Source organism: Pantoea sp. X-Soil-OKNW-713, from assembly GCF_059730685.1.
Genome location: NZ_AP035999.1, coordinates 113,477 through 126,806, shown reverse-complemented (window position 1 = coordinate 126,806; position 13,330 = coordinate 113,477). Strand labels below are relative to the sequence as shown.

The 13,330-nt window shown below is 37.9% G+C and carries 14 protein-coding genes; all 14 read left to right on the top strand.

All coding sequences use genetic code 11. The features are described from left to right. Positions 1–158 precede the first annotated feature (158 nt). The 14 genes from AC6I8R_RS26715 (at position 159) to AC6I8R_RS26650 (ending at position 13,310) form a co-directional block, all read left to right on the top strand. Positions 159–872, top strand: a complete 714-nt coding sequence (locus AC6I8R_RS26715) for an EAL domain-containing protein (RefSeq protein ID WP_497833395.1) — start codon at positions 159–161, stop codon at positions 870–872. 238 nt (positions 873–1,110) lie between these two features. Beyond that, complete coding sequence (gene yjbE / locus AC6I8R_RS26710) at positions 1,111–1,386, top strand: exopolysaccharide production protein YjbE (protein ID WP_021185365.1); 276 nt, start codon at positions 1,111–1,113, stop codon at positions 1,384–1,386. 125 nt (positions 1,387–1,511) lie between these two features. Beyond that, entirely contained in the window at positions 1,512–1,925 is a 414-nt protein-coding gene (locus AC6I8R_RS26705; RefSeq protein ID WP_235056601.1) for a helix-turn-helix domain-containing protein, read from the top strand. 98 nt (positions 1,926–2,023) lie between these two features. Next, positions 2,024–3,160, top strand: a complete 1,137-nt coding sequence (locus AC6I8R_RS26700) for a polysaccharide export protein (RefSeq protein ID WP_036627133.1) — start codon at positions 2,024–2,026, stop codon at positions 3,158–3,160. A gap of 5 nt (positions 3,161–3,165) precedes the next feature. Beyond that, entirely contained in the window at positions 3,166–3,597 is a 432-nt protein-coding gene (locus AC6I8R_RS26695) for an arsenate reductase/protein-tyrosine-phosphatase family protein (protein WP_036627046.1), read from the top strand. Between the two features lie 16 nt (positions 3,598–3,613). Next, positions 3,614–5,761: a polysaccharide biosynthesis tyrosine autokinase gene (locus tag AC6I8R_RS26690; RefSeq protein ID WP_497833394.1), complete on the top strand. Its 2,148-nt coding sequence runs from the start codon at positions 3,614–3,616 to the stop codon at positions 5,759–5,761. A 14-nt stretch (positions 5,762–5,775) separates the two neighbouring features. Beyond that, a complete protein-coding gene (locus AC6I8R_RS26685; protein WP_497833393.1) occupies positions 5,776–6,717 on the top strand; it encodes a polysaccharide pyruvyl transferase family protein in 942 nt (313 codons plus the stop codon). A gap of 3 nt (positions 6,718–6,720) precedes the next feature. Continuing rightward, positions 6,721–7,887, top strand: coding sequence for a lipopolysaccharide biosynthesis protein (locus tag AC6I8R_RS26680; RefSeq protein WP_497833392.1), 1,167 nt, complete (start codon positions 6,721–6,723; stop codon positions 7,885–7,887). A 5-nt stretch (positions 7,888–7,892) separates the two neighbouring features. Then, complete coding sequence (locus AC6I8R_RS26675) at positions 7,893–9,041, top strand: glycosyltransferase (RefSeq protein WP_497833391.1); 1,149 nt, start codon at positions 7,893–7,895, stop codon at positions 9,039–9,041. Further along, positions 9,034–10,287, top strand: a complete 1,254-nt coding sequence (locus AC6I8R_RS26670; RefSeq protein ID WP_497833390.1) for an O-antigen ligase — start codon at positions 9,034–9,036, stop codon at positions 10,285–10,287. Before AC6I8R_RS26675 ends, AC6I8R_RS26670 begins: the two co-directional genes overlap by 8 nt. Continuing rightward, positions 10,284–10,976, top strand: coding sequence for a hypothetical protein (locus tag AC6I8R_RS26665; protein ID WP_497833389.1), 693 nt, complete (start codon positions 10,284–10,286; stop codon positions 10,974–10,976). The genes AC6I8R_RS26670 and AC6I8R_RS26665 overlap by 4 nt, the downstream gene beginning before the upstream one ends. Before the next feature lie 23 nt (positions 10,977–10,999). Continuing rightward, the gene (locus AC6I8R_RS26660; RefSeq protein ID WP_497833388.1) at positions 11,000–11,371 is read left to right on the top strand and encodes a glycosyltransferase; all 372 of its coding nucleotides are present in this window, start codon (positions 11,000–11,002) and stop codon (positions 11,369–11,371) included. Between the two features lie 6 nt (positions 11,372–11,377). Further along, a complete protein-coding gene (locus AC6I8R_RS26655) occupies positions 11,378–12,547 on the top strand; it encodes a glycosyltransferase (RefSeq protein WP_021185373.1) in 1,170 nt (389 codons plus the stop codon). 7 nt (positions 12,548–12,554) lie between these two features. Next, the gene (locus AC6I8R_RS26650; protein ID WP_497833387.1) at positions 12,555–13,310 is read left to right on the top strand and encodes a WecB/TagA/CpsF family glycosyltransferase; all 756 of its coding nucleotides are present in this window, start codon (positions 12,555–12,557) and stop codon (positions 13,308–13,310) included. Positions 13,311–13,330 lie beyond the last annotated feature (20 nt).

Here is a 13,330-nt window from a genome sequence, read left to right as displayed (position 1 = left end):
CCTGATTATTCGGGACAATATTCTATTCATTCGATTTATGAAAGGATCGATCGATCAACGGCTATTTTTTGATAGGTAAAAACATAGATAAAACCGATCACAAAGTATTTATTGATTGGTATTAGTGATCATAGAATGAGAATCATCTGATGTGTGTTATGGAAAACATTCTCATGAATCTCAGCGAAGTCTTAACAGGTAAAGTTATCAGTGGTATTGAAGCGGAACCGATAGTAGACAGAGCAGGGAATGTTCTGGCGGTAAAGATACGTACAGACAGCGCCGCACCAGGGTGGTTTTTCAGGCAGGCGGGGAAACCCGCTAAGGCGCAGAAAAAAAAACTGTTGAAGGATCAACTCACGCTTATCGACCTAAAAACAGCATATTTTCAAAATAATAATATTTTATGCTCCATCACAATTGATTTTGATATGGCCGCGCTCCTGATACAGGATGAGGAGATTGCGGAGTTAGCCAAATCAAAACCCTTTTTACGTTTAGAGATTTCAGAAGGTTTCCCAAATCTTTCCGATGGGAGAAGCAACCGGGTCTTGCAGGCATTAGCCGAAGAGTACCGCTTGTGGTTGGGAGATTTAGGGTCAGGCGAATCCAGCCTGAGAGCATTGCAGGAAAATCTCTATGACGCCGTAAAGATTGATAATGATTTTTTTAAGATCTACAGCCAGTCAGGCATCTGGCCGGTCATTATCAAGAACATAATGCGATATTGTAAGTTTATCATCATCGAAGGTGTGGAAAGCACAGAGCAATGCCACGCCATCGAAACGGATATTAAAGCGGTACAGGGTGGGTGTTTTAAAAGCGTACGGCTTGAACAAATCGAAAGTTTAAATAAGAAATTCATATTATAACTTTGAATTTTAATATACGTCTTTTACACAGCAAAATGGCGGCATTGTCCTGCCCATTATTTTTTTGCCAGCGTCGCAAAGGCGTCGCTACGCCTGTTGTATTGATTATTTATTTTTTTCAGGCTATTGGCGCCAGTAAGCTAAGGGCGGTAGCGTGCCTGAAACGTCAGGAATGAGTGAGTAATAAAAGTGGTAAAAAACATCATTCATTATCGCTAACAACCAAAAAGGTAACATTATGAAAATCACAGCAATGAGTACTTTGTTATTAACCGGTTTGCTGAGTTTGAGTGTAAACGCAGCAGAAGAAACGACAACGCAACAAACAGCCGCTGCACAAAATGTGGGTGCGCCAGCAGGTGAAAGCGCAACCAGTTATGCCGCCGGAACCAGCGTGGTTGTGGGTGTCTCTGCGGTTTCCGCGTTGGCCGCGCTTGCTTTAGCGACGCAGACTAACGATGGCAGTAGCACCGGAACAACCACCACCACCACGACCAGCACCACGGGCAGATAGTTCTAACCAGACAGCGGAGGGCATCGCAAAGGTGTCAGAGAGATATGAGGATAATATCTGATGATTACTATTTGAGTCTGGGTTTGCGGGAAGCATTAAAAGTCCACGAAATTGGACTACAGGACATGACTATTTCGTTAAGTTCTGACTTGAAAACCATCAGACTTTATAAAGACATAAGTGTTTATTCTAATGAGAAGTTTTTTGTCGGTAATTGCCTGACAACCTTTGTGATGAGTTACCAGTTAGATGATGGGCTAACGCCTTTACATCACAAGCTGTATCGACTCATCGCTGAAAGAAAAACCATGTACCTGACTCCACGAGAAATCGATGTTTTGAAGGATTTATTAGACGGACAAAATATACTCGAAATCTCAAGGAACAGCGGGCTTAGCCCAAAAACAATCAGTGCTCAAAAAAATTCAGGTTTAAAGAAACTGAAGGTCAGTAACTTACATATGTTGCACCGAGACATTTCATCATTCAGAAATCTGTTTTATGGAAAACAACGCAGCCACGCAGGGATGGGTTTCTAAGGGTGAGTGAATGACGTTTCCCTTTACTATGCCTCTTTAGCAAATTGATAAAGAGGCCTTATTTTCTTGCATTTAATAGGATGATATTTCAACTCATGATGATGAAATTGCCTTTTAGACTATCCGCGATTGCGGTGTCTGCTTTTTTTCTTTCCGCGTGCACCATCATTCCAGGGCAACATTTATCGACCAGTGATAAAGATGTCGTGGAGCAGATGGATTCGAATACGGACATTAGCAAGTACGTTACTGTTTATCCGTTAACACCAAAATTGATTGATTCGCTGCAACCCCAAAAGGTGATGTCCAGCGCCAACCCACAGCTGGAAGATGAAATCAAAAACTACCAGTACCGAATCGGCATTGGTGACGTATTGATGGTGACGGTATGGGATCACCCGGAACTGACCACACCGGCAGGCCAATACCGCAGCGCCAGCGATACCGGTAACTGGGTGAACACCGATGGCACCATTTTTTATCCTTATATTGGCAAGGTGAAAGTCGCCGGACGCACTATCGAGGAAGTCCGCAACGAGATCACTGAGCGACTGAAAACCTATATTGAAAGTCCGCAGGTTGATGTGAGTGTCGCTGCATTCCGCTCGCAAAAAGCGTATGTGACAGGGGAGGTGATACATTCAGGCCAACAGCCGATCAGCAACATTCCACTGACGGTGATGGATGCGATCAATGCGGCAGGCGGATTAGCCCCGGACGCAGACTGGCGCAATGTAGTGTTGACGCATAACGGAAAAGACAGCCTGATCTCTCTTCAGGCATTGATGCAGCAAGGGGATTTACGCCAAAACCACCTGTTGACCCCCGGTGATATTTTGTTTGTACCTCGCAACGACGACCTGAAAGTGTTTGTGATGGGTGAAGTTAACAAACAATCTACGCTGAAAATGGACCGCAGTGGGATGACTCTTGCGGAAGCACTGGGTAATGCCGATGGGGTCTCACAGGAAATGGCGGATGCATCAGGTATCTTCGTGATTCGTCCCCTGAGAAACAAAGATGCAAACGGTAAGATGGCTAATATTTACCAGCTGAACGCAAAAGACGCAGCAGCCATGGTAATGAGCACCGCCTTCAAGTTGCAGCCCTATGACATTGTCTATGTTACTACCGCTCCGATCGTGCGTTGGAACCGTGTTATCTCCCAGTTGGTACCAACCATTGGTGGAGTGTATGACATGGTAGATGCCGCTCATTATATCCGCGAATGGTAATCAATATGTTTGACTCAATTCTGGTGGTTTGTACCGGAAATATATGCCGGTCACCAATGGCCGAATATTTTTTTAAAAAAAAACTTACTGACTTTACAGTTGCATCTGCAGGAGTGAAGGCTGTTGTAGACGAAGCAGCAGATAAGATGGCAATTGAAGTTTCGTTTAAAAACGGTATCGATCTTAGCGGACACGTTGGACGTCAATTAACCACAAGAATTGCTAAAGAATACGACATTTTGTTAGTCATGGAACAAAAGCATATCGAATTGATCAGTGAAATGGCGCCAGAGTTAAGAGGCAAGACTATGCTTCTGGGGCATTGGCTTGATAAAAAAGAGATACCAGACCCATATGGTAAAAGCGAGGCCGCCTTTGACCATGTTTTCAGGCTTATTGAAAAATCATGCGTAAGCTGGATTGAAAAACTTATTTAACGAATCGAGAAATTTTATGATTAACCGGACTGAAGGTAGAATAACCAACGCTATTACTGATGAAATAGATATTGGTAAAATCGCAGGTGAAATATTAGATAGAAGAAAACTAATCATATCAGTTACAGCAATTTTTGCAGTTATTTCAGTTGTTTATGCATTATTCGCGAGTCCCGTATATCAGGCCGATGCATTGATACAGGTAGAACAAAAACAGGGTAACGAAATTCTGGATACGTTGAATCAGGTTCTGCCCACGGGTACTCAACCCTCCGCTCCAGAGATTACATTGCTCCAGTCGAGAATGGTTCTTGGAAAGACGGTTGAAGACCTCAATCTGGAAATAAATGTCCAGCAAGATTACTTCCCAGTTTTTGGTAGTGGTTGGGCAAGAATGACTGGACAGAAAAAAGGCAAACTTGATATAACAAGATTATATCTTTCGCAGGTTGATGGGAAGGATATTGATGCTGACATAGAAGTTTTAAACAGAAATGAATATAAAATAACTGTAAATGATGTGGATTATAAGGGGCGTGTTGGTGAGCTTCTGAATAATAAAGCGGTTACCATTATGGTTAACAATATTGACGCTGACCCTGGGACTAGCTTTACTGTAAGTACTGTTGGTTTACTCAAGGCAATAAATAATATTAAAAAGTTTTACAATGTTGATGATGAGGGTAAAGACACCGGGATGTTAATTCTCACATTAACCGGTGAGGATAATAATAAAATAAAAAGCATTTTAGATAGCATCAGTAACAACTATCTTGAACAAAATGTTGAGAGGCAAGCTGCTCAGGATGAGAAAAGCCTGGAATTTTTAAAAGTTCAATTGCCCAAGGTTCGGGATGATTTGGATAAGGCCGAAGATAGGCTAAATGATTACAGAAGGCAAAAAGATTCTGTTGACTTATCAATGGAAGCACAGACTGTACTGAACCAAATCGTGAATGTTGATAATCAGATCAATGAGTTAACATTTCGCGAAGCTGAAATTTCTCAACTATACACAAAAGACCATCCTACTTATAAAGCATTGTTAGAAAAAAAGAGGACATTGTCGCAGGAAAAAAACAAACTTAATGAAGCCGTAAATGGAATGCCATCAACTCAACAGGAAATTATTAGATTGAGTAGAGATGTTGATTCCGGAAGAGCTGTGTACATGCAACTATTAAACAGACAGCAGGAATTAAGTATTTCAAAGTCGAGCGCTATTGGAAACGTCAGAATTATCGACCCAGCAGTGACTGAGCCTGAACCCGTCAAGCCGAAAAAAATACTCGTGGTGTTAATTGGGACACTTCTGGGTGGTTTCCTGACCGTGATTTATATTTTAATAAAAATCTTAATCAGGAAAGGAATTGAAAAGCCGGATGATTTAGAGGTTCTCGGCATAAATGTTTATGCAAACATCCCATTCTCAGAATGGCAGGACAAAAATAGTCAGAAATTACTGAAAAGAAAAAGAAATGAAAAAAATCAAAATGAAATTCTTTCAATTGAGAACCCAGCGGATCTCGCTATAGAAGCCCTGCGCAGTCTTAGAACAAGTCTTCATTTTGCAATGATGGAGGCTAAGAACAACGTTGTAATGATCTCAGGGGCAAGTCCCGAAAGTGGGAAATCATTTATCAGTAGTAATCTTGCAGTAATTGTCTCTGAAATAAAGAAACGCGTATTACTGATAGATGCAGATATGAGAAAAGGTAAATCTCATATCGTTTTAAATAAAGTTAATGATAAAGGATTATCAGAGTATCTCTCCGGAAAATCATCAATTAATGAAATACTAAAAAGTAAAACGGATAATCTGACTTTTATATCAAGAGGTGCTGTACCACCAAATCCATCTGAGCTATTAATGCACCATCGTTTACAAGAGTTGCTGGCATGGGCTTCAGAGAACTATGACCTGGTCATTGTTGATACACCTCCAATCTTAGCAGTAACGGATGCAGCAATAATTGGACAATATGTCGGCACTAATTTGTTAGTTGCAAGGTATGAAACAAATACTGCTAAAGAAATTGAGTTCAGTAAAAGAAGATTTGAGGACAGCGGAATTATAGTCAAAGGTGCCATTCTTAATGCAGTTAAGAAAAGTACTAATTCTTATTATAGCTATGGTTATAGCTACGACTCGGATAAGAAATAATTTAAGGGTTAAACATGAACCAGCAAAGCCTGAAAGATCAATTACAAAGTATTCTGGCATATATCAAAGATAGAAATGATGTTATATACCTTGATTATCCTTTACACCTTAATGTCGGCGATTTGCTTATCTATCATGGGACGGAGAATTTTTTTGTAGAACATGGAATAAAAGTCAAAGCAAGAAGGAGTCATGCACGATATTCAATCGCAGATATCAAAAATTATGTTGGTAAAAATACAACAATACTGATGCATGGTGGCGGTAACTTTGGCGATCTGTATCCTGAATACCAAAAGTTCAGAGAAGATGTGGCTAAAAGCTTTAAAAATAATGCCGTAGTAATTTTACCGCAAACTGCATATTTCAGTTCTGAAGAAGAAGAAAATAAATCTGCTGAAATATTCAGGCAGCATAAAAATTTGGTGATCTTTTCAAGAGATACAAGAAGTCTTGAGGTATTTAGAAAGTTCACCGATAAAAGTTACCTAATGCCTGACATGGCTCATAGTTTATGGGGGAAACTCCCCAGAGCTGAAAAAAACAAAGGCACATTGTTTTTAATAAGAAAAGATAAAGAGATTAATCAGTTGCAAGATAAACTTGTTAGCAAAACAACCAGTACAGTTGATTGGGAAGATATATTAAAATCGGAAGATTTTAGAATTAGGATGTTGTGTCGCAAGTTGGATGGGGCAGGGAGTGTATACAAAATAACCTCACTGAAGAGGCTATCTAATTGGATTTGGTTTAATCACACGAAGAAAATGGTAGATAGGTATGCGTTATTTTTTACATCACATGAGAAAGTCGTCACATCGCGAATGCACGGCCACATTTTTTCTTGTCTATTAGAAGTTCCAAATGGTGTTATCGATAACGCATATGGTAAAAACAGCGGTTACTATAACCAGTGGACTAATAAAATAAGTAATGCGGAGCTATTAGCTGAGTAATCCATGATTGAGCAAATTAGAAGTATTCTCAAAATTCTGAGTGCTAGTTTTGGCAGCGTGGTAGTATCATTTCTTCAGGCCGTTTTGATGACGCGACTTTTGAATGTAGACGATAGAGGAATAGTTCAGCTTTTTATTGTTACAACCACCATATTCTCGTCATTTTTCATATCTGGTGCAGGGAATACTATTGCTTTTTGCATTCGGAATAACCAAAAGAAAGGTTATGAGAAACTTCTGGGTTTGCTGACATCAATTTTGTTGCTGGCCATTGTTGTGAGGCTTTTGTTCGAGAGCAACGAAAATAGATCGATTCTATTTTCAGCTCAGGTGGTTTCATTATGTTTTATACAGCTATCATCTGAGCTGTTGAAGTTACAAGATGGCCTTAGATTATATAAAGTCTATGTATTTGTCACGCCATTTAGTTTCTTTTTAATTACAGCCTTTTGCTACATAACGCAAGAGTCAATCACTGCCAGTGAAGCAATTATTCTGGCGGTAAGTTCGAATTTGGTAGGTGCCATCACGGGTGTCATATTCATAGCACAAGTAATGAAACTCATATCTATCAACGGAAAGATCGAGAGAAGGGAGTTTTACAAATATTATGTTAAGCAGTATTTGATGCAGGTTTTTGGTGTTATAACTAATAATATGGATAAATATCTAATAGGGAAGTATATCGGTATTACGCCATTGGGTTTATACTCAACGGCTGCGGCATTTAATACTTTGCCTTTAAAGTTTTACAACACCTTGGCAGATTATTTATTTTCTGGATATATTTATAAAAAAAATCACGACAAAGCAGTGATTCTGACCGCTATTCTTGGAGGGGTTGTCGGTGTTGCTCTCTCTTTTGTACTTTCCAAGATGCTCATTGTATTGGCATTTGGAGAAAAATATCTGTCCTCGCATGAGTACCTGCCATTCATAATCCTTAATCTTTCAATAAATGGATTGGCATGGATACTGAGTCAAAAAGCACTGATTTCTGGTAACCAATTACTCATTATTGGAAGGCAAGCATTAGGATTTTTGCTTTTTATAATAATTTTTTTCTATGGCACAGAGTATGGATTGTGGGGAGCAATTTATGCATTGATTGCCGGAAGCATTCTTCGCCTGATCATCTCAATCATGTTTTTCATTAAAATTAAGGTTTAAAATTGATGCGAATTCTGATGATAAATACGTTGTATTATCCATACAAGGTAGGCGGAGCAGAGGTTTCAGTCAGACTTTTAGCTGAATCTCTGGTCAAGCGAGGCCATACCGTTAGGGTCTTATCGGTTAATGACCGAGGTGTCAGGATAAAAGAAATTATCAATGGCGTAGAATCGGTATCAGTTGGCCATGAGAGTGTGTTTTGGCCATTTGCTAATAAAAAGTTAAGCATTGTTGATAAGCTGATTTTTCATGCTAATGATTTTTTCAATATTAGAATGCAGAAAAAAATCAAGAATGAAATTGAGGACTTTAGACCTGACATTGCCCATACCAATAACCTTTTTTGCTTTTCGTGTTTGACATGGATGACACTAAGCAAAAAAAACGTAAAGATAGTTCATACTACGCGTGACTACTATATGTTGCATCTTAATGCAGCATTGTTTCGAAATGGAAAGAACATTGATCCTTACGGTTTCGAAGTTAAAATTTTATCGTGGATAAAAAGCCGAATATCTCATCGTGTGAGCACATTTGTCGGCATCAGTGAATATATGTCGAAAATTCATCGTTCAGCCGGTTTTGCAAACAGAGGCAATCACAAATATATCTATAATACTGTTACTAAAATGGAAAGGAACAGAAAAGCAGGCAAAAAATTAGTTGTAGGATTCATAGGGAGATTAACCCTTGAAAAGGGGTTGGACAGATTTTGTCAACTGGCCAGAACTACCCAAGAAACAAACGACAACGTCGAGTTTATAGCAGCGGGAGCTCTCGAGTCCTTGAGTATAGATTTAAAGAATGACTGCGAGCGGTCAAATGTTCAATTGATAGGTTTTATGGGTGTGGAAGAGTTTATCAATCAGGTTGATGCTGTTGTTCTCCCGACAAAATGGAATGAACCATTTGGAAGGATCATTGTGGAACTCGGTCTGGCAGGTGTGCCAACTTTCACGAATCTCACTGGCGGCACGGGCGAAATTGCTGAACTTTTTCAAAGTATCCATGCTATGGATGAATTTTCAATTGAAGGCATAATGAAACCAGCGGCTTATCTGCTTGATGAAGCTGTTGTTGAAATGTTTTCCTCAGAAAATATCTGCTCACAGTATGAGACTTTATATCAAAAAGTGATTAAAAATGCATAATAAGTTAAGTCTAAATGAACGATTTCTCTGTGTATTGTTCGTTGTCTCGCTTGTTTTCAGTTCAAGGTCACTCGAGTTATTAAATATTCCTCTCTATTACTTCTTAGAGATAGGTGCACTTGGTGTTGTATTCGTTTTTTTATTTCTTACAGTTTGTGTTAATAAAGAACATTATAGGTCTGTTGGGTATGATATTTTATTTGTTGCAATAATTATCGTTTCTATGGATGTTATTTGCTCTTTGATGTCATACATAAACTATGGTCAAGGCATTATAATCAGTCTGTTAACCTTTAGAGTGGCGTTTATTACATGTGCAATTATTTTTTTGTTCGCTATAATCTTCCGTGTTAAACAGATAACGGAACACAGTGAATTTTTCGATTATTTAGTAATGCTGATATTCTATCTGTCACTATTCATAACCTTGCTTTGGGTTTATCTCACATACACTCTGAATGCAGAAGAGTACTACTTGACAAGTGGGAATCTACTTGTAGATACGAGGAGTGATGGAAGTTACAGATTTAGATTTGATATATTTTTCCCATTCATGCTTTTGTGTTGTGGATGGCTAAGACTAAAGACAACTAATAAGAAGTTGATAAATTTAGGTGCGATGTGTTTTTCAATTATCTATATTGTTTTTTATTATCAGGGACGTATGTTCATCCTCGCTATGGTTTTAGCGATGGGGTTATCGATGATTAGGCCTGCAGTTTATAGACTGAGGTATGTGTTGATATTAGTGCTTGCTTTTATAACCACAGCGGCATTCCTCATAATATATTTTACATATGATCAACTTATAAATCTCTATCAAACACTACTTAACGACTTTAACTTGTCAGATAGTTCATCGTTGACCAGGCTGAAAATATTTAGAATGATGGGTGATAACTTTCTGAATAATTTTATCATGGGGAATGGGTATCTTAGCAATCAAGGGGATGCTAGTTTTTCTAATGTTAAATTCAGCCCTCTGGATGTTGGGTTGTTGGGGGTGGTTTATACCTATGGTTTTATCATTTTCATTATCGGATTTGTATGGTTTAGCCATTTGTGGTTGAAATCATTTGGAAAGAATAATAGTCAGATATTTACTTTTCTTTTTACAACTTTATTTATTAATTCAATCTTTACTGGTGGGTTGTTTTTTAGACCTTACCAAATACTTGTTATGATGGTTTTTGTCTATTTGTTTGGAAAAACACGATTTTTGAGTATTTATAAGGAGAGAGGATGAAAGCTCTGGTTTTCTTAGGGTTAAGACATACCATTTTAGCTAAACAGTGGGAGTCAGAGTATGCATTAGGGATGAGAAATGACACGATGCTCTATGGATACGGAAACGCAGCGACAGAGGATTTTTCTGTCGAATATTGCTCCTTTTCAAGAGTTGAGAGAATCTTCTTCAAAGAAAATAAAATAGGTAAAATTTATCTTTATCTTTTAAAATTACCAATTTTATTAATGAAGTATGATGTTGTCTGGACTCATTTAGACAGAGATGCTCTCTTCATAGCCAGACTAAAAGAAATCCCGTTAATTGGCAGGTTGTTTTGTAAGCATATAGCAAATTTTGTTTGGTTAATCGATCACACGCAGAAATTTGATTCAAATAAAAAAAAGAGAATTTCAAAGAGGTTAGGTAAAATAGATAAGATTTTTTATCTGTCTAAATCTGAGGAGCAAGAGTTCATCACCCACTATAGAGTCCCGAATGATAAGTTACTTTATACTCGATACGGTATAAATTTCGCTGCATATGGTCCTCTAGCAACTGGAAGCAAACCGCATAATTTCAACTATAGAAACTATATTCTATCTGTTGGTACCGACGAGCATAGAGACTTAGACTTATTGGATATTGTTGCCGGGGGGAACCCTGAAAAAAATTCATCGTATGTTCTGGTAGTCCTGCTCACCAATTAAAGAAATTTAAAAATAATAATATTGTGTTGATGCGAGCAAATTATAATGAAATGGTTTATTTGTATCGTAATTGCGAGATGGTAATTATCCCCTTGAAATTCAACTTTCATGCGAGTGGAATAACAACACTTCTCGAAGCTGCAGCTGCCAGGAAACCAGTAATAATAAATTACACACCTGGTCTTGAAGATTACGGCATAGACAATGAAACGTGTTTGTTTGTACCTATTGGTAATAAAGAGAAATTTAATGAAAGTATCAATCTGCTTTGGTCTAACAGTGCTTTGGCCGAGAAGATTAGCAATAACGCCTATGAATATCTCAGGAATGAATTTAATACTCACACTTATTCCAGTATATATATTAAAAATAGCATTAGATTATTTAAAAAATGAGGTTCTATGCGCGCTCTCTTTTTAACTACTGTACTACCTTACCGTGCAAGCTCTGGTGGTGAATCAGTAAGCAAGAATTTGATCTGTAAGATGTCTGAACTGGGTGTATATGTTGATGTTGTTGGCTATAAGAGAATGCATGAGTCTACAGAGAAGAAAGAAGAAAATTTTCATAGCGTAGATGAACGAATTATAGAAACTAGCGGTAATAAGTTTCAAACCATAAAGTGGCTCATCAGCGCTATCGTCTCTAACAAGTCATTCTCAGTAATTAAGTACTACGGAAAGTCTTACATCAATAAAGTAAATGAACTAATAAAAAAGAATTCATACAATTATGTTTTTATTGATCACACTCAGATTTTATGGATGTTGGATTATTTGCCTCCGAACTTAAAGGTTATTTTTATTAGTCATAATGTTGAAAGTGATTTGTATTTCGATCTTTATAAGAAAAGTCAGGGTGTTATAAAGAAAACAATTTTTTTGAGAGAAGCAAAAAGCATCTCAAGACTAGAAAATAAAGCCATATCTAAATGCAATCAAGTGTGGTCATTAAGTAGTGATGATTTGATGTTTTACAAGAATCAGATCAAGGTTAAAGATGAAAAGCTAGTGTTGTTCGAACCCTTACCGATGATTGAGCCTAGAAAAAAGTCACTAAGAACGCACATAAATTGCGATATTTCGATCATAGGTACCTGGACATGGAGTGCAAATTCTAAAGGATTGGAGTGGTTCTTCGATCAGGTATACCCAAAACTGCCAGATGACATAACTATTCATGTCGCAGGTAAAGGAGCACAGTGGTTAAAAGACAAGTATTCTAACGTTTCATATTTGGGTTTTGTACAGAGTGCAGAGGAGTTCATGCTTTCTTCTCGAATGGTAGTCATACCATCAGTGTCCGGAGCCGGTGTTCAAATTAAAACTTTAGATGCAATTACCTTGGGGGTGCCAACTATCGCTTCACGGTTCGCACTTAGGGGTATTGAAGATGCACCTTCATATGTAAAAAGTGCTGCTGATCATGAAGCCATGATTAAAGAGGTTAAGAATGCATTATCGTCACAGCTTGGTGATGAGGAACTTATAAATTGTAGTGTTGAAGCGAGTAACTGGTATGAAAGAAAGAACACCAGACTTAAAAAAATCATCTTAAACAGTCTATCTTAAGGTTATTATGATTAACAAATCTGAATTTAATGGCCTGACCATAAATGACGTCTCTTTACGGCAGTTTGTTGATATCGTTCAGGCCAATTTAATAAGTGATGAAGATAGATCAATCAAAGTTGTAGTTACGCCTAATATTGACCATTTTCAACGATTAAGCATAAATTCTGATACGACTTTTGTAGAGGCTTATGAACGTGCAGCTTTTCGTTTATGTGACAGCCGTATCGTTAAAATTTTATCTTATTTAAAAGGTAATAGGATAAATAATGTTGTTCCTGGTAGTGACCTCACCCGTGACATAATAGCTTCACAATGGATAAAAAACTATCGTGTAACTATCATTGGCAGCGATTCTGTTAGTATGATCGAACTAAAAAAACAATATTCGCTTTCAAAAATAGAACATCATAATCCCCCTATGGGCTTTACCAAGAATCCTAACGAAGTTGAGAAATGTGTGGATTTTATACATGAAAGTAATCCTGATTTGGTTTTTTTGGCTGTAGGCTCTCCCGCTCAGGAAATTGTTGCCTGCCGACTGTTAGATAAGTATCAAAGAAAAAATAATGCTAATTTTTTTGTTTTTTGTATCGGTGCATCTCTCGATTTTCTTACAGGCAAGCAAAAGAGAGCGCCTGCATGGATGCAGAAATTAAGTCTTGAATGGTTGTTTAGAGCATTGAGCAATCCGAAAAGATTACTACCTCGTTATATCAAGAATTTTAGTTTTGTTTTGCGCTATTTAATTTCCACCCACTGAAAGATTTTTCTTGGGGCTCC